The sequence below is a fragment of the Blautia sp. DFI.6.71 genome, from assembly GCF_020593585.1.
Classification (GTDB): Bacteria; Bacillota; Clostridia; order Lachnospirales; family Lachnospiraceae; genus Blautia_A; species Blautia_A wexlerae.
The window spans coordinates 47892-65945 of the sequence record NZ_JAJDMJ010000004.1; the positions used below are offsets into that span (position 1 = coordinate 47892).

Sequence of the window (18054 nt, forward strand, 5' to 3'; positions counted from 1 at the left end):
ACTAAATCAATCGGAAGGCCTCTGATGGTCTTCCGATTGATTTTAATAATTAATATTGTCCTCTCATTACTGTATTTTCAGCATATGCCAGAATTCTATCTGTTTTCATTTAGAGCATGTTTGAAAAATCATTTCAACAATCTGTACGCTCTAATCTACGGATCATAGATACCAGATGTCCGGCACAATTTCGGATTTCTTCTTCTGTAAGTTTACCTTCTTTATATGCCTGGCGAATATTCTTATCATCATCCGGATTTCCAGGCATGATAATGTCATTGCCTGCTGCCACACATTTCCATGGAACGCTTCCATCTTCCGGAACTGTTGTGTTCCAGTCTGACATAATTGCTCCGTCAAATCCCCATTCTTTTCTGGCAACTGTCATGCACAGATCTTTGCTGTTCGCCGCATGAATACCGTTGATAAGATTATAGGAAGTCATAATAGAAACAGGATTTCCTTCTTTTACTGCAATTTCAAATCCGCGGAGATAGATTTCTCTGAGCGCACGTTCGGATACGCAGGAGTCAACACCCATGCGGTTATCTTCCTGATTATTACATGCAAAATGCTTGATTGTTACGCCACATCCTGACTTGCTCTGAACACCCCGGATCACTGCTGCTGCCAGCATCCCTGACAGATATGGATCTTCTGAATAATATTCATAATTTCTTCCACATAATGGGTTTCTGTGAATATTCATACCCGGTGCAAGCCACAGATTTACATGAAATTCTTCCATTTCTTCTGCGATTGCTTTTCCAAACTCTGTCATGAGATCTGTATCCCAGGTCTGTGCCAGTGCTGTTCCTACCGGAAAAGCAGTACAGTACTGATAATAAGTGTCTGCATTCTCATGATGCACACCAGGTTCCAGAATTCCATTTTCCAGTGAACCAAGAACTCCCATTTCATAGATGCTGTCTGTCTCTTTATCTACCTCATACCACTGTCTGAGGCGGATACCTGCCGGACCGTCCGCCATAACAAGAGACGGGATTCCATCCTCTTCCAAAGTACCGCAGGTTTCACCTGCTGATCCCGGTACTCGAATCCCTGCTGCACCAAGAGTACTGATATTCTCTGAAATCTTTCCATAAAGCAGAGGAATCAGCTCTTCTGTAGTTCTGTCTTCCAGAACAGAAACAAATCTTTTTTCTTCCTCTGTCAGATTTTCCTGATTTTTTCCGGCATTTTCCGATTTTGCCGGTATCATCGCAGGTTTAAAATAATATTCCGGAACCTGCGCTGTTATCAGTTTTTCCTGTCTCTGCACAGATTTTTCTTTCAATTCTTTTGTCAGATAAATCTGTTCCAGTTCTTCCTGAAGCGGACAGATTTTATCCATCTGTTCCAGTACTGTATCATCTGAAACTACCAGAACTGCTTCCAGTTTCAGTTTGTCTGAACTGTTTCCGACCAGAATGCCATATTTGCCTTTTTCCACTATCCATGTATGTGTTTCCTCATTGAAAGAAGCCAGTTGTTTCTGTGGAATCTCAACAGTAAGTGTTTGTGTTTCTCCCGGCTTCAGAATTCTGGTTTTTGCAAAACCTGCCAGTCTCTTATACTCTTTTTCCAGTTCTGTCTGCGGAAGCGTAACATAAATCTGTACCACTTCTTTACCAGCATATTCATTTCCTGTATTTGTAACCTGAACCTCTGCTCTGATCTTACTTTCTTCCATATTTATGCTACAACACTTCATCTCAAACATAGTATAAGAAAGACCAAACCCAAACGGAAACATCACCTTTTTGTCAAAGCTGTCAAAATATCTGTAACCTACATAAATACCTTCTTTGTATTTTTCCTTTTCCAGATTGCCATTCAGATACCCATACTCTTCTGAAGCCGGATAATCCTCGTATCGCCTTGCCCAGGTTGTTGTCAGTTTACCGCCCGGCACTTCTTTTCCCAGAAGTACATCAGCCAGGGCATCTCCCCCTTCCTGACCAAGCTGAGAAATATTTAAGATTCCTTTTATATTGTCTGTCTGTTCCAGAATATCTGTCAGCTCCACAGGACCACCTGCATTAAGAATAAGGATCACAGGTTTGTTCATTTCTGCAAGATAACGTAAATCTTCCTCTTCTCTCTCGCTTAAATAGTAATCTCCCTTTACTTTGCGGCGGTCTTTTCCTTCTCCTGAAATACGACTGATCACATAAATCACCACATCTGCTTCACAGATATCTTCCTCTGCCACCTTACGTCCCAGCGGCATTGCAAAAGGATTCTCTGCATAGGCATCAAAAGGATTATCTACTTTCTTAGCTTCTTCCAGAACTTTTTCTTTCCACGCCTCTCTCGCCTGCTCATAGCGATTGTGATAATCGCTGATCCAGTCTTCGCTTACAATTTTTACTCCTGCTTCTTTCAGTCCCTGATAAATAGAAATATTCTTTCTGTTGTTAACATCTCCAGAACCAATTCCACCCTTTACGGTTTTCTCTGCTCCATACCCAAGAAGTGCAGCAGCTGTATCTTTCTTTAATGGAAGGATTCCTTCATTTTTCAGCAGAACAATGCCTTCTGACGCCGCTTTTCTGGCAAGCTTTCCATGCATCAGTTCTCTCTCTGACGGCTGTTCTTCTCTAGTTCCACTGTAAATCCATTTCTTCATATAATTATACTCCTGTTTTTAATATTATAATTCTCATGAAAAGAACCTCCATAGCATTCTCTCTATGGGGGTTCTTAATTCTCATTATTCTTTTACACCACCAAGTGTTACACCTGCAATAATGTATTTGGATAAAAGCAGATATACAATAATGATTGGCACGATCGCAACAGTGATCATCATGTAAATTTTACCCATATCAAAGTTCATATAATCAGCACCACGCAGAGTTGCAATCAGGATCGGCACTGTCATTTTGCTCTTTGACTGAATGATCAGGGCAGGAACGAAGTAATTGTTCCAGGATCCTACGAAAGTAAAGATTGCCTGTACTGCTACTGCCGGTTTCATGATCGGAAGTACAATACTGTTAAAGGTTCTGAATTCTCCGGAGCCATCAATTCTTGCCGCTTCCACAAGGGATAAAGGAAGGGAAGACTGAAGGTAACTGTACATAAAGTAAAAGACTGCCGGAGATGCAATGGATGGAATGATCAGCGGAAGTAAAGAGTCATACATTCCCATCTTTGTGATCAGTCGTAAAAATCCCATTGCTGTTACCTGTGTAGGCATAACAAGAATTGCCATAATAAAGGTAAAAGCTGCTTTCTTCATTTTAAAATCATAAGCATATAGACCATAAGCTGTCAAAGAAGAAAAATATGTACAAAGTGCAGCACTGCAGGAAGATACAACAACACTGTTAAGAATACCGCGGAACATCGGGAAACTTCCGTCATTTGCCACATTCTTCAGATTCTCAAGAAAATATTTTCCGGGAAGTGCTGAAAATCCTTTCTGCAGATCCGCATGGGAACGTGTTGCATTTACAATCAGAATGTAAAAGAAAAACAGACACAGGAAGGATAAAAAGATCAGCACAAGATGAACAAAAATACTGCGCACACGACCTGATGTATTTGATTTCATAGTTTATCTCCTCCTTCTTTCTTCTTTTGCTTTTTTCTTTGCAGCTTTCTTGGAACCATCCGGGTCTGTGTCATTTGTCATCTTATATACGATCATACATAAAATACCGCTGACAATAAACAGATATACGGACAGTGCACCTGCCATACCATAGTTCTTGCTCTTTAAGTGGCTGTTCAGGAACATGATCAGAGTCATAGATGTACGGTCTGGATTTCCCTGTCCATTTGTAAGAATCTGAGGAACATCGAACATCTGAAGACCACCGATGATAGATGTGATCAGTGTATAAGCAAGGATCGGACGGATCAGCGGCAGTGTGATATAGAAAAATCTCTTGATACTGTTACAGCCATCCAGTTCAGATGCTTCAAAAATATCCATACTGATACCCATAACAGCAGCCATCAGCATAATTGTTGTATTACCAAACCACATCAGGAAGTTCATAAATCCGACCAGAGATCTGGTTCCGATTACAGAACCCAGGAAATCTATCGGTTTTTTAACCCATCCCAGAGACATCAGAATAGAGTTAATCGGTCCGTTGGTAGAGAACATGGTAAAGAACAATAATGCAAACGCAGAAGCCATGATCAGGTTAGGAAGATAAATAACAACCTTGAAAAACTGCTGTCCATGGATCTTCAGACGCGCATCTGTAAACCAGCATGCCAGAACCAGTGCGATCACGATCTGCGGTACAAATCCGATTACCCACAGAATCAGCGTATTAGTACTGTATTTGAGCATATCTGACTTCAACAGACTCAGATAGTTTGCAATTCCAATAAAATTCGGTCCGATTTCTTTAATTCCTGAACGATAATATTCATAGAAACTATAACGTACAGTATCTACCAGCGGAATCAAAGAAAAGATTAAAAAAGTTATAAAAAATGGAAGGATAAAGATGTATCCCCATTTTGCATAGCTGATGCTTTTCTTTTTTTTCATAGTTCAGCATTCCTTCCTTTACATATTAGTGCCAGACACACATCTCTTTCATGCGTGCCTGGCAAATACAAATGCATCTGTACAGGTTATTTACACCTGAAACTTTTTAACTGTCAATTCAAAAGCGTTTATTATTCAGCCCAGTTAACTTCCTGGATTTCCGGATAACGTTCTTTGATTGCTGTTTCAAAGTTTGATTTTGCTTTGTCATAGTCTACCTGACCCTGGAAGTAATCGCTGAAAGCGTTCTGGATCAGTTCTACGCAGCCCTGGTCATAAGCAGAAAGTGGTGCGATCTTGATGTTCTCTGCAACCGGTGAGAAATATGTAAATGGATTCTGTCCGCCAAGGAAGTCAGATGCGAAAGTATCATCTTTTGCAACTTCCTGCATACCACTCTTTGTATTTGTAAAGTCAGAATAATCTTTGGAAATCTTTAATAAATTGTCCTTATTTCCTGTCAGTGCAAGAATGATATCTTTTGCATGTTCCGGATTATCTGTTCCTGTTGCTGCATGGATGTAAGAACCGCCCCAATTGTATTCCTGTGGTGGATTTGTAACAGCCCATTCTCCGTCTTCTCCATCCCAGTTTGGTTTCAATGTAAAGTCAATTCCCCATGCCGGGAAGAGGAATGCAAATACTTTGGATTCAGATCCCATAGCTTTGTTCCAGTCATCATTCCACTGACCTTTTACAGTTTTGTTCAGGTATCCTGCATCCAGCCATTCTTTGGAATCTTTGATCCAGTTCATTACCTGCTGGTCTACATTAACAGTTGTTGCACCGTCTTCTACCCATGGCTGGGAAATGCTGTTTCCATACAGTCTAAATGTATCAGCATAAGAAGCAAATGTGTAATATCCTTTTGCTTTCAGTTCTTCAGCTGTAGCTTTTGCTGTATCCCAGTCTTTCATTCTCTTGCCTACTTCTTCAGGATCGTCGGTTCCGAACACATCTTTGGCAATATCACGACGATATACAAGAAGTCCAGGGCAGCACTGCCATGTAGATCCTCTCTGTACTCCATCTGCATCAGATGCAGTTGTTTTTGTAAAGTCATACTGATCTGCAAGATCTTTGTCAGGATCAATTCCAAGATCTTTCAGAGGCATTGCCACATCCGCTGCTGCATCTGTATATTTGTATACATAATCTGTTTCTGATAAGAAGATATCTACCTTATCATCTGCTGATGCATCAGCCTGATTCATAAGAGCTTCATCAAGTTTCTGCTGATAAACACCATCCTGATTTGGATTTATGATCCAGTGAATTTCTGTTCCATCCTTTAATGTTGTTACTGTTCCGTCTTTGGATGTTTCTTTTACTTCAGGATATACTGCTTCCAGACGCTGACGGAATTCATCATTCCAGGAATAAATATTGATTACTTTTCCTTCTTCATCTGCATGTACGATTGTAGCGGTTCCGCCCATTGTACCTGCAATTACGGATGCTGTAAGTAAAACAGCTAATGCTTTCTTTTTCATTAAAAAAGCCCTCCTTTTTCTTTTTTTCTCTTTGTGAGTTTCTTGCCTCACCTGATGTATCAGATTATAGCTTAAGCTGCTTTTCGGGTATATTATAATTTCCACCAAAATGTCAGATTCATGACCTCATTGTGTTCTTTTTATATACAGACAGATTTTGTCATTTAATAAGGAAATCTTTCCTAAAATCATAATCTTTCTGTTTTTTTTATTAGTATTTTTGTATAAAAGGTACCATTTTTCTATAAATCAGCCAGATGAATATTCGCAATCTGATTCATTACCTGCTCATATATTTTTCTGAAATTGTGTTATTTTATGTCATGATTCTGATACTTACTTCATGTTTCTTATTTCCGAAAGATCTCATTTCCGATATAATTTCCATACAATATTTATGGAAGGAGAAAAATGTTGAAACATATTAAGTTTATTGATAATCATGGAAGCTTTTGTGTGAACAGACCGGAAAATACCAGTTATCTTTATTTTCCTCTTGCATCAGAAGCAGGTCTGAAAAGTTCCGTCACACCAGTGCTTGGAGGTGACAGCAAAATTGATCAGGATACCTTCCTGCTAGAACCGGTCAGTTCCGAAAATCTCCATAACAATCGTTCTTCCAGAAATTTCTGGATCGTAAAAGAAGGACACATCCCTTATTCAGTAACAGGTTCCTCTACTCAGCAGGAAGCCGACCGTTTTACTGACAGGCAGGAAGACAGTGAACTAACCGCCGGATTCATGTGGCAGACTTTGAAAAGGACTTCCAGAGAACTTGGGCTCATCTCCACAGTTACTTCTTTTATCCCCAAAAGTGATAATGTGGAGATTATGTATGTGACAGTTGAAAACCAGACAGATACCGTACAGAAATTTACTGCATATGGTGCAATTCCTGTTTACGGAAGAAGTGCGGATAACATTCGTGATCATCGAAATGTCACTTCCATGCTCCATCGTATCGAGACAACAGAACATGGAATCAACGTCTGCCCCACCATGTCATTTGACGAGCGGGGACATCAGCCAAATCATAAAATCTATTATGTAAATGGCTGTTCCGGAAAGGGAGAAAATCCGATTTCCTATTATCCGACTGTAGAAGATTTTATCGGAGAAGGTGGTACCTATACACATCCACGCACAGTATATGAAGGATATAAAGGAGTTCCCGCACACAGTCTGGCAGCAGGAAAGGAAGCAATGGGTGCTTTCTGTTTCTCATCTTTCACACTGGCTCCCGGTGAAAAAACAGACTTTATTTTATTATCAGGTATTGCCGACAGTAAAGAAGAAATTGAAAATATTTTTGAAAAATACAATACTTCCGATAAAGTAAAAAATGCACTGGAAGAAACCAGAATTTACTGGAAAAAACAGGTAAACGTTGACTTCCACACACAGGATCCTGACTTTGACAGTTATATGAAATGGGTAAGTTTCCAGCCATTCCTGCGCCGTTTATTTGGCTGTTCTTTCCTTCCTCATCATGATTACGGACGTGGTGGACGCGGATGGCGTGATCTGTGGCAGGATTGTCTTTCTCTTCTGCTGATGAATCCTCAGAATGTAGGTGCCATGATTGAAAAGAATTATGGCGGCGTACGTATTGATGGTACAAATGCTACTATTATCGGAGACGGTGACGGCAATTTTATCGCTGACAGAAACGGAATCGCACGTGTATGGATGGATCATGCACTCTGGCCGCTAATCACGACCAGTCTTTATATTAATCAGACCGGAGATATAGAGATCCTTAAGAAACAGGTTCCTTATTTTAAAGATGCACAAACCATGCGCGGCACAGAAATTGATACTCTCTGGAATGACGCATATGGAAATAAACAGCGCACCGAAGACGGTCAGGTATATACCGGAAGTGTTCTGGAGCACATCCTGATCCAGCAGCTTGCCGCTTTTTATGATGTAGGTGTTCATAATATTTACCGTCTCCGCGGAGCTGACTGGAACGATGCCCTGGATATGGCAGCAGAAAATGGTGAAAGTGTTGCCTTTACCTGTGCTTATGCGGGCAATCTCCATACTCTTGCTTCCATATTACGCCTTATGGAATCTGCAGGCGAAACCAGTATCCCGCTGTCAGAGGAAATTGAAATCCTGCTGAACGATCAGACAGATATGTTTGACAGTGTATCTGAAAAGAAAAAGATTCTTACTGAATATGCCAAAAGCTGCAGGCATAACCTAAGCGGCAGAAAGAAAAACTTCTCTCTCTCCACACTTGCTGCCAACCTGATCCAGAAATCCAACTGGCTGACAGATCATATCCGTTCACAGGAATGGATTGATGGCAAAGACAGCGAAGAAGGATGGTATAACAGCTATTACGATAATCATGGAGAGGCAGTGGAAGGTTTCCACCATGAACAGGTGCGTATGATGCTCACGGGCCAGGTTTTCTCTATTATGGGAAATGTTGCCACTGATGCGCAGATTAGAAAAATCGTAAAAAGCGCAGATCATTATCTTTACAGAAAAGAAATTGGCGGTTACCGCCTGAACACAGATTTTCAGGAACTGAAGTTTGATATGGGACGTATGTTCGGTTTCGCTTATGGCGAAAAAGAAAACGGTGCTGTTTTCTCTCATATGGCAGTTATGTATGCAAATGCCTTATATCAGAGAGGCTTTGCAAAAGAAGGCTGGAAAGCATTACGTTCTCTGTCTGATACAGCTCTCGACTTTGATACCAGCCATATTTACCCGGGAATTCCTGAATATTTCCGTTCAGATGGACGTGGCATGTATCATTATCTGACAGGTGCTGCAAGCTGGTATCTTTTTACCATGATCACAGAGGTCTTTGGTGTCCGTGGAGTTTTCGGAAACCTTCTGGTTCATCCAAAACTTCTGGCAGAACAGTTCGATGAAGCAGGAACTGCTTCTGTCTCTGTTACTTTTGCAGGAAAACAGTTCCATGTTACCTACCGAAACACAGACAGAAAAGATTATGGTTCTTATCATATCGCCGCTGCGGACTGCGACAAAACAGCAATAGAAATCGTAGAAGATTCCCATATTATGATCTCCAGAGAATTTATTAACAACCTCTCTTCTGATCTTCATGAAATTACAGTGACACTTGCCTGAAAACAATAGCTGCTCAGCCTCCATAAAAGCAGTCGACAGGCAGTTATAAATATTGTTCTAACAGAAAGGATTTACTATATGAAATACGGATATTTTGACAATGAAAACCGAGAATACGTGATTACTAATCCGGCAACACCTGCACCATGGGTAAACTATCTGGGTTCCCCGGAGTACGGTGCAATCATTTCCAATAATGCAGGGGGCTACAGTTTTGCAAAATCCGGTGCAAACGGACGTATCCTGCGCTATGTTTTTAATAACTTTGACCAGCCGGGACGTTACATTTACATTCGCGATGACAGATCATCAGACTTCTGGTCTGCATCCTGGCAGCCTGCAGGCAAAGATCTGGCTCAGTATAAGAGCGAATGCCGTCACGGAATCGGTTATACAAAAATTTCTGCCGACTACAGCGATATTCACTCAGAAGCCCTTTACTATGTTCCTCTTGGAAAGAGTTATGAAGTATGGGCATTATCTGTGACCAATCATTCTGATCACGAAAGGAACCTGACTCTCAGCGGATATGCAGAGTTTACCAACCACAGCAATTACGAACAGGATCAGGTTAATTTACAGTACTCTCTTTTTATTTCTCGTACACTGTTCGAAGGAAACAGAATTACTCAGCAGATTCATGGAAATCTTGATGCAATTCCTGAAAATGAGAATGTAGATGAGAAAAATGTGACAGAACGTTTCTTTGGACTTGCAGGTGCTGAGGTTTCTTCTTACTGTGGGGACAAAAATGAATTTCTCGGAAGTTACCATGGATATGGAAACCCTGAAGGTATTGTCTGTGGTGATCTTGGTGATAAGACAAGCTATAATGAAAACTCCTGTGGTGCTCTCTCCTGCAAAATAACTCTTAAAGCAGGTGAAACCAGAACAATTGCTTTTCTTCTTGGAATGAAACCGTCATCTGAAGCTGCTGAAGTAATCAGATGTTACGAAAATCCGGCTCCAACTGTAGCAGAAGAACTGGAAGCATTAAAAGCTGACTGGAACAGTAAGCTTGATAATCTTAAAGTCAGCACTCCAAGTCCGGAATTTGATACTATGATTAATACCTGGAACGCATACAACTGTTTTATGACTTTCATCTGGTCCCGTGCAGCTTCCTTCATTTACTGTGGACTCAGAAATGGATACGGATACAGAGATACTGTACAGGATATTCAGGGAATCATCCATCTGGCACCGGAAATGGCACTGGAAAAGATTCGTTTCATGCTGTCTGCGCAGGTAAATAACGGTGGCGGACTCCCTCTTGTCAAGTTTACTCACACACCTGGAAAAGAAGATACTCCGGATGATGCTTCTTATGTACAGGAAACCGGCCATCCGGCTTACCGTGCAGATGATGCATTATGGCTTTTCCCAACTGTATATAAATATATTTCAGAAACCGGAAACACTGCTTTTCTTGATGAAGTGATTCCTTTTGCCAACAAAGATGAAGCTACTGTATATGAACATCTGAAACGTGCAGTTGCCTTCTCCCTTGATCACCTTGGACCTCATGGAATGCCCGCCGGACTTTATGCAGACTGGAATGACTGTCTCCGTCTGGGTGCAAACGGAGAATCTTCTTTTGTTGCTTTACAGTTCTATTATGCAATGACAATCCTGAAAATCTTTGCCGAATATAAAAAAGATACAGAATATGTACAGTATCTTGAAGAAACTCAGAAAGCATTTGGCGAAAAAGTTCAGGAACTGTGCTGGGATAACGACCGCTTCGTACGTGGTTATACAGAATCAGGAGAAAGAATCGGTGAAGCTGCTGCTCCTGAAGCAAATATGTGGCTGAATCCTCAGAGCTGGGCAGTTATCAGTGGTCTTGCTACCCCGGAACAGGGAGACGCAGCACTAAATAATGTATATGAACGTCTGAATACGGAATATGGCGCAATCCTTATGGATCCTCCTTACCATGCACATGCTTTCGATGGTGCACTGGCAGTTATCTATAATCAGGGTACCAAAGAAAACTCCGGTATTTTCTCCCAATCCCAGGGCTGGCTGATTCTTGCTGAAGCACTCCGCGGTCATGGAGAACGTGCTTTTACTTATTTTATGGAAAATTCTCCTGCTGCGCAGAATGACTGTGCCGAAATCCGTCGTCTTGAGCCATACTGCTATGGTCAGTTTACAGAGGGAAAAGCAAGCAAACACTTTGGACGCTCTCATGTTCACTGGCTGACAGGAACTGCTTCTACTGTAATGGTAGGATGTGTGGAAGGTATCCTCGGGCTTCGCCCTGATCTTGAAGGACTTCGACTGTCTCCTTCTGTGCCAAAAAGCTGGAAACACTTTGAGATTGAGAAAGTTTTCCGTGAAAAACAGCTTCATATCTCTGTAGAAAATCCAGACGAAAAAGAATCTGGCTGCTGCAGTCTGGTTCTTAACGGACAGAAATTAACAGATAATTATATCCCTGAAAAACTTCTTCAGGATAAGAACGAAGTCATATTAACTCTTTAATCTCCCGATATTACCAGATGAAAATAAGCGGCCGGCTTACAGAAAATTTATATTCCCTGTAAGCTAGAGCGTGTCTGAAAAATCATTCCCGCAATCTGCACGCCCCACTTTGCGGGATATTTCACCCGAATTCAGTTGCCGTAGCCCGCTACGGCGCCCTCATCCGGGCAAAATATACCACAAATTGTGACGCACATCTTGCAGAAAGCCTTTTTCAGACACGCTCTAGCCGCCTGTTTTACTTATCTTAATATTTTGATTAATCCTGTTCTTTTTTCAGTTCCGACTCTGATGCGACACAAAGTTCTTTTTCTATATCCCAGTGTATCATATAATGTTCATCCCTGTATTTACCCGGTGTCATTCCCGTAACTTCCCTAAACTGCTGGATGAAATGACTCTGGGAAGAAAAGGAAAGACGGTTTGCAATCTCAATGATCGAATAATCACTGTACTGCAAAAGATTTTTCGCCATTTCTATCTTCTGTCTGCGGATATAGGCACTGACCGATATTCCTGTTTCTTTTTTAAATAATCTGGAGAGATAGCTCGCAGATACTCCAAGTGAATCTGCAAGATCTTCTATTGTAATTCGTTCTTTGATATGAGAATAAATGTATTCTTTACTTGCGTTGATATGTTTAGAATAAGTGTTGTCTCTGAAATATCTGCGCATTTTTTCAGTGTAATCCATCACCATCTCATCATGAAGGCTCTGAACCTCTTCTACTGTATGAATGCCATCCAGCTTTTGAATATAAAAATCACTCAGGCGAAATGCCTGTTCCATCTCCATTCCATTTTGTTTACAGAGTCTGGTTATCATTGCGGTAGTGATAACAAAATGATATTTCATATTTGTGACCGCATTCTTTGACAGTACTCCCACACCATCACACTCTGTAAATCTCTGCCGTTCACAATTCTTCTTAACAGTTTTTATATCTCCACTTGCAACTGCACGATAGAACAATAATTCCTCTGTCGGTTCTCTGTGCTTAATTTCATCAAACTCATCTTCTGCCTCAAAAAGAAGCCATTCGTTCTGATAACTCATATGTCTCTCCTACGCCAATGCCAGCAATTCTTTTCCTTCTTTCAGTCTCTCATAAAACTGTATGTAGAAATCCTGATTTTGATCATATGGTTTGAGATAGAATCTGTTCACCACAAAGAGGTTCAGATTTCTGATCAGATCTGGATCCTCAGCATTGTACAGTACTTCCTGCACATCCAGCAGAAAATAATGCCAGTCATTTACAAATTTCTCATATTTTTTCAGATCCGGTGTGTCCACCCACTTCTTTACCTTGATCTTACTGCGGTTTGTTTTAGGACATTCGTGAATCTGAAGAATATATTTAAAACTGCCATTCTCGTAGAATCTTCCCAGCGGGAATAATCTGCAGAATCCCGGCCGAATAGAGTGGATGTGACAGCGTCCTTCACTGTTAAGGAATATACACTGTTCCTTAACTCCTGTCATCCGAAGATGCGGAAGGATATTTCCATCTGTCACTCCCAGTTCCAGATATTCCTGTAAAAGCTGCTCTGCTGATTTCTGTAATCCTGCCGACAATCTGTATACATCATATGGATCCAGGAGCACAGAATCTCCCATTCCCTGACAACAGTCACAGCAGCCTTCACAGTCATGGCAGTCTGCCTTTACCATATCATTAGAATCATATAATTTACCATCCGAAATCTCTTCCAGTGTCTGTTCTCTGCGCATATGCTATGCTTTTTCCTTTCTCTCAAAAAGCCTCTAATCCTGTAACACCCCAGTCTGAAGCAAGATCTTTCATACCTTCCAAAACTTCCTCCCTTGAATATCCGTTATCATCCAGGAAACCTCCATCCATATCATTCAGATACAGATAAAAGGTCAGTGCCAGTTCCAGATAGTCTACATCATCTTCTACCATACCCATATATAATTCGTTTTCTGCTTCATTGATCTTGCCTTCTTCTGCCAGTTTCATAATTGTAGCAAAAAGCCGGTCCGCCTCTGTGTAATCTGCTTCCTTCTCCGGAAGTTTGTAATTGGGCTGCTGCTCATGAAGCAGAAGCTTCGCGATCAGTCTTCCTACGTCCTGAATATTTCTTATCATATGATCATCCTGTACTGCCATAATATTATCTTCCCTTCTTTTTTATTTTACCTGGTACATCGTTTCGTAAATAACTATACCCATCGCATAGAATGCGGATTCGCAGACAAGAGAGTGATATAGTTATTCCAGTTTTAATCCTGCCAGTGCCTGTGCAAATGCATTATTCACCGGCTCCTTGGCTTCTTTCTGCTGCTGTCTCATATATTTTTGAACATCACGCTTATTGACTCCTGCTCCCTCTTTGGCTCTTCTCGCCTGAAAAGCAGAGAGCTTTTCTTTATAGCCGCAGGCACAGATAAATGTCTCTTCCTTACCTTTCACATACATTTCCATACGTTTATGACACTTGGGACAACGGGCATTGGTAGTTCTGGACAGGGTTTCTTTATAACCGCACTCTCTGTCCTGACATACAAGCATTTTTGCATTCTTTCCATTCACTGCCAGAAGCTTCTTTCCGCAGTTCGGGCAGATTTTGTTTGTAAGATTATCATGCCTGAAGGTTCCCTGTCCGGTTTTGATCTCATCTACAATGTCACAGGTATAGTTCCTGATTTCTTTCAGGAAGGTTTCCTGTTTCATTTTACCTTTTGCAATATTTCCAAGCTTCATCTCCCAGTCTGCGGTCAGTTCCGGCTTGCGCAGTTCCTCGGGTACCAGTTCCAGAAGCTGCTTTGCCTTGGAGGTCAGATGGATTTCATTGCCTTTTTTCTCCATCAGAAAGCTGTTAAACAATTTCTCAATAATATCGGCTCTTGTGGCAACAGTCCCCAGACCACCTGTCTCACCGAGAGTTTTCGCTGCCTTTGTATCATGACTCTCCATATAGCGCACCGGATTCTCCATTGCTGCAAGAAGCGTTGCTTCTGTGAATCTTGCAGGTGGCTTTGTCCTGCCTGTATTCATGGATACATTCTCTATGTGCAGTCTCTCACCTTTCTTCATCTGTGGAAGCTTCTGATCTTTCAGTTTCTGAGCATCGTCAGCAGTATCCTCATCCTCTTCAGTGTCGTCCGTATTTTCATACACATCTTTCCATCCGGCACTTTTTACAACTTTCCCGCTGGCAGCAAAAAGTTCTCCAGCAACAATTCCCTCCATGCTCACCTGTTCATAAACGAAAGGCGGATACAGCACACTGAGGAATCTGCGAACTACCATATCGTAAATCTTACGTTCTTCATTTGTCATATGGTCAAGCTGCACAAACTGCTCCGTAGGGATAATTGCATGATGGTCGCTGACCTTTTTATCATCCACAAAACTTCCATTTGCACGAACAGGCTGATTCATCAGTGCGCCTGCCGGTTTTCTGTACGGTCCTGTTGCACAGGCTCTCAGTCGTTCTTTAATTGTAGGAACAATATCCTTTCCAATATATCTGGAATCTGTCCTCGGATAAGTGAGTACTTTGTGATTCTCATACAGACGCTGCATGATATTCAGAGTCTGCTTTGCAGAATATCCATATTTCCGATTTGCCTCTCTCTGCAGTGTGGTCAGGTCATACAAACCCGGTGCAAAGGATTTTTTCTCTTTGCTGGTTACGGAAGTTACTTCCAAAGACTGATTTCTGAGAACATCGGAAATCTCCTCTGCCCGTTCTTTATTAAAAGTTCTGAAGCTCTTACTCTTTGGTTCCTTCCATGTCCAGGTGATATCACCTGCTTTCAGGGTGATTCCGTAATATTCCTTCGGCTTAAATGCCTGTATCTCTTCTTCCCGTTTCGCAATCATCGCCAGTGTAGGAGTCTGTACACGCCCGCAGGAAAGCTGGGCATTATATTTACAGGTAAGTGCCCTTGTACCGTTCATTCCCACCAGCCAGTCAGCTTCCGCTCTTGCCACAGCTGCTCTGTACAGATTATCATACTCATGTCCGTTTTTCAGATTTCCGAATCCTTCTTTGATAGCTTTGTCTGTAACTGAAGAAATCCACAGTCTGCGGATTGGCTTATGACAGTCCGCTTTGTCAAGAATCCAGCGGGCTACCAGTTCACCTTCTCTTCCGGCATCTGTGGCTATTATAATATCGTTTATGTCTTTTCTGTACAGCTGCGTTTTTACTGCATTGTACTGTTTACCGGTCTGTCGAATAACTACCAGCTTCATTCGATCCGGCATCATGGGAAGTGTGGATATTTCCCATTTCATATACTTCTTATCGTATTCCTCAGGATCTGCCAGCGTAACAAGGTGTCCAAGTGCCCAGGTGACTACGTAATCTTTTCCCTCAAGGGTACCATTTCCTTTCTGTGTACAGTGAAGTACTCTGGCAATATCTCTGGCAACAGAAGGTTTCTCTGCTATTACTAATGATTTCATAAAATAAATAACTCCTTATAAAAATCTACAGTCAGGGTTTCTGATATCCCTGACCGTTGATTTCGGGCAGCTGTCCATTTATTTTTGGCATCTGCTTATATTTAAGATGTCAGGATCAAAAGCTATTTTGCTTTGCTCTTTGCAACTCCTGCAATTCTCATATTTAAAAGTATAGCATAGATAAATTCCTGTTTCCAGTTATTCTTTAACTTTATTTCATATTAATTTTATATCCGACTCCGCGAACTGTCTCCACCAGCTCACCGGCACTTCCCAGTTTTTGTCTCAGTGTTCGGATATGTACATCAACGGTTCTGCTCTCTCCGTCGAATTCATACCCCCAGACCTGATTCAGAAGCTGGGTTCTGGAAAGTACAGTTCCGCTGTTTTTCAGAAGCAGACATAATACTTCATATTCTTTTAATGTAAGATTTACATTCTTTTTATCTACAGTTGCAATATGTCTGGAAGGGCAGACATAAAGGTTTCCTGTCTGATATTCTTCTGCGCCGTCATCTTCTGCTCTTCTTAATAATGCGCGGATCCTTGAGATCAGTTCCATCATGCGGAATGGTTTTGGAATATAGTCATCTGCCCCGCTGTCAAGACCTACCACTGTATCATATTCACTGCTTTTTGCTGTCAGCATGATAATAGGAAGTTTACGTGTATCCGGACGCATACGCAATTTCTTCAATATGGAAATCCCATCCTCTTCCGGCAGCATCACATCAAGGAGCAAAAGTGCAGGTTCTTCCTTTTCCATGGCTTTCCAGAAGTGAGAAGGTCTTTCAAATCCTTTTGCTTCAAATCCCTGACTTTTCAATGTATAAATCACCAGTTCACGTATACTCTCATCATCTTCTACCAAATATATCATTTTTTTGTTCTCCATTTACAATTATTTGCTGAATGCCATAAGCCGAAACCAGTATACAATCTCCGGAAACAACATGACATTTTCGAAAATCACTATAATTTCTCCGGCTCAGTTGATATCAGTATAATAAAAAGCCGTAAAATCTTTGTTCTGCTTTATGTTAAAACTTTGTAAAACGCTACACTTTATTGAGAATTTTTTTATAAAATTTTTATATACTTTATGAGAAAATTTATTTGTAAAAGCAGTATGAAGATGTTATGATATGGTATGGTATGAAATAATTCTCCAAAGAAGGTGAAATTTTGAAACGTTTTATTTCCAAATACCGGCATGGACTTGTGATTGCTGTTTACAGCATCATTTATATCCTGCTCTTCAGTTACCTGGAGCACAGACCGGTTCACAGCTATCATATCGTACATACAGTATTTGATGACTGGATTCCATTTTGTGAGTTCTTTATCGTTCCTTATATGCTGTGGTTTCCATACATGATTCTGGCTGTGATTTATTTTATATTTTTTAACAAAAACAAACATGAATACTATCAGCTGGCATTTAATCTTATGATGGGAATGACTGTTTTCCTGATTGTTTCCTATGTTTATCCAAATGCTCAGCACATACGTCCGACCGAATTTCCAAGAGACAATATCTTCACAGATATAGTAAAATGGCTGTACAGTACAGATACTCCTACGAATATCCTGCCCAGCATTCATGTGTTCAACTCTCTTGCAATCCATATGTCGCTTACAAACTGCGAAACACTGCGAAATAAAAAATTTATAAAAGCAGCATCCTTTACCCTGACCGCGCTGATCATCATGTCCACCATGTTCCTGAAACAGCATTCTGTGATTGATGTATGCATGGGTGCAACACTTGCATTGTTTGGCTTTCTGGTTTTTTATCCGAGAAGAGTTTCCGTTTCTTCTGAATCTGTCTGCTTTAGAGAAGTAAAGAGAAAAAAGAGCGAGAATTAGAAAGATTTAAAAAAAGCAGAATCTTTGAAGTACATTTTTGTCTTTCAGAGATTCTGCTTTTTTACAGTTATAACAATTTCATAAAATATTTTCCCAAAACCGATATCCGGATGTGAAGCTTTTACGC

12 protein-coding genes and 2 pseudogenes are annotated in these 18054 nt (G+C 40.9%); 4 read left to right on the forward strand and 10 right to left on the reverse strand.

Annotated features, from left to right (window positions below):
• Window positions 1-133: 133 nt before the first annotated feature.
• From LJE12_RS03615 to LJE12_RS03630, 4 genes are all read right to left on the reverse strand, one after another.
• Window positions 134-2632, reverse strand: a complete 2499-nt coding sequence (locus tag LJE12_RS03615) for a glycoside hydrolase family 3 protein (RefSeq protein WP_173679212.1) — start codon at window positions 2630-2632, stop codon at window positions 134-136.
• An 84-nt stretch (window positions 2633-2716) separates the two neighbouring features.
• A complete protein-coding gene (locus tag LJE12_RS03620) occupies window positions 2717-3562 on the reverse strand; it encodes a carbohydrate ABC transporter permease (protein WP_055059513.1) in 846 nt (281 codons plus the stop codon).
• Between the two features lie 3 nt (window positions 3563-3565).
• Window positions 3566-4519, reverse strand: a complete 954-nt coding sequence (locus LJE12_RS03625) for a carbohydrate ABC transporter permease (RefSeq protein ID WP_118593108.1) — start codon at window positions 4517-4519, stop codon at window positions 3566-3568.
• A gap of 131 nt (window positions 4520-4650) precedes the next feature.
• Entirely contained in the window at window positions 4651-6012 is a 1362-nt protein-coding gene (locus LJE12_RS03630) for an ABC transporter substrate-binding protein (RefSeq protein ID WP_118613942.1), read from the reverse strand.
• Between the two features lie 414 nt (window positions 6013-6426).
• On the opposite strand from LJE12_RS03630, the gene LJE12_RS03635 reads away from it, so the two are divergent.
• Both LJE12_RS03635 and LJE12_RS03640 read left to right on the forward strand, forming a co-directional pair.
• Window positions 6427-9126, forward strand: coding sequence for a GH36-type glycosyl hydrolase domain-containing protein (locus tag LJE12_RS03635; RefSeq protein ID WP_118613974.1), 2700 nt, complete (start codon window positions 6427-6429; stop codon window positions 9124-9126).
• A gap of 78 nt (window positions 9127-9204) precedes the next feature.
• Entirely contained in the window at window positions 9205-11616 is a 2412-nt protein-coding gene (locus tag LJE12_RS03640; protein ID WP_227226395.1) for a GH36-type glycosyl hydrolase domain-containing protein, read from the forward strand.
• A gap of 47 nt (window positions 11617-11663) precedes the next feature.
• Here the strand turns inward: LJE12_RS03640 and LJE12_RS20495 are convergent.
• Window positions 11664-11801, reverse strand: a pseudogene (locus tag LJE12_RS20495) (DUF6783 domain-containing protein).
• On the opposite strand from LJE12_RS20495, the pseudogene LJE12_RS20500 reads away from it, so the two are divergent.
• Window positions 11751-11867 (forward strand): annotated as a pseudogene (locus tag LJE12_RS20500) (DUF6783 domain-containing protein); the annotation flags it as partial. The pseudogenes LJE12_RS20495 and LJE12_RS20500 sit on opposite strands and share 51 nt — an antisense overlap.
• Window positions 11868-11875: 8 nt before the next feature.
• Here the strand turns inward: LJE12_RS20500 and LJE12_RS03645 are convergent.
• From LJE12_RS03645 to LJE12_RS03665, 5 genes are all read right to left on the reverse strand, one after another.
• Window positions 11876-12673, reverse strand: a complete 798-nt coding sequence (locus LJE12_RS03645) for a helix-turn-helix domain-containing protein (RefSeq protein WP_025580047.1) — start codon at window positions 12671-12673, stop codon at window positions 11876-11878.
• 9 nt (window positions 12674-12682) lie between these two features.
• Window positions 12683-13351: a YkgJ family cysteine cluster protein gene (locus LJE12_RS03650; RefSeq protein ID WP_025580046.1), complete on the reverse strand. Its 669-nt coding sequence runs from the start codon at window positions 13349-13351 to the stop codon at window positions 12683-12685.
• A gap of 22 nt (window positions 13352-13373) precedes the next feature.
• Window positions 13374-13751 (reverse strand): DUF6483 family protein, encoded by a 378-nt coding sequence (locus LJE12_RS03655; protein ID WP_227226396.1) that lies wholly within the window; start codon window positions 13749-13751, stop codon window positions 13374-13376.
• 102 nt (window positions 13752-13853) lie between these two features.
• On the reverse strand, window positions 13854-16058 hold the full coding sequence (locus LJE12_RS03660; RefSeq protein ID WP_227226399.1) for a DNA topoisomerase III: 2205 nt from the start codon (window positions 16056-16058) through the stop codon (window positions 13854-13856).
• A gap of 211 nt (window positions 16059-16269) precedes the next feature.
• The gene (locus LJE12_RS03665; RefSeq protein ID WP_022381017.1) at window positions 16270-16938 is read right to left on the reverse strand and encodes a response regulator transcription factor; all 669 of its coding nucleotides are present in this window, start codon (window positions 16936-16938) and stop codon (window positions 16270-16272) included.
• Between the two features lie 305 nt (window positions 16939-17243).
• Here LJE12_RS03665 and LJE12_RS03670 point away from each other — a divergent pair, with 305 nt between their 5' ends.
• The gene (locus LJE12_RS03670; RefSeq protein WP_022381018.1) at window positions 17244-17927 is read left to right on the forward strand and encodes a phosphatase PAP2 family protein; all 684 of its coding nucleotides are present in this window, start codon (window positions 17244-17246) and stop codon (window positions 17925-17927) included.
• Window positions 17928-18054 lie beyond the last annotated feature (127 nt).

Excerpts from the sequence above, each read along its gene's own strand:
- LJE12_RS03615 (WP_173679212.1), bottom strand. The coding sequence starts at position 2,632 with ATGAAGAAATGGATTTACAGTGGAACTAGAGAAGAACAGCCGTCAGAG.
- LJE12_RS03665 (WP_022381017.1), bottom strand. The coding sequence starts at position 16,938 with ATGATATATTTGGTAGAAGATGATGAGAGTATACGTGAACTGGTGATT.
- LJE12_RS03645 (WP_025580047.1), bottom strand. The coding sequence starts at position 12,673 with ATGAGTTATCAGAACGAATGGCTTCTTTTTGAGGCAGAAGATGAGTTT.
- LJE12_RS03655 (WP_227226396.1), bottom strand. The coding sequence starts at position 13,751 with ATGGCAGTACAGGATGATCATATGATAAGAAATATTCAGGACGTAGGA.
- LJE12_RS03660 (WP_227226399.1), bottom strand. The coding sequence starts at position 16,058 with ATGAAATCATTAGTAATAGCAGAGAAACCTTCTGTTGCCAGAGATATT.
- LJE12_RS03625 (WP_118593108.1), bottom strand. The coding sequence starts at position 4,519 with ATGAAAAAAAAGAAAAGCATCAGCTATGCAAAATGGGGATACATCTTT.
- LJE12_RS03630 (WP_118613942.1), bottom strand. The coding sequence starts at position 6,012 with ATGAAAAAGAAAGCATTAGCTGTTTTACTTACAGCATCCGTAATTGCA.
- LJE12_RS03640 (WP_227226395.1), top strand. The coding sequence starts at position 9,205 with ATGAAATACGGATATTTTGACAATGAAAACCGAGAATACGTGATTACT.
- LJE12_RS03620 (WP_055059513.1), bottom strand. The coding sequence starts at position 3,562 with ATGAAATCAAATACATCAGGTCGTGTGCGCAGTATTTTTGTTCATCTT.
- LJE12_RS03650 (WP_025580046.1), bottom strand. The coding sequence starts at position 13,351 with ATGCGCAGAGAACAGACACTGGAAGAGATTTCGGATGGTAAATTATAT.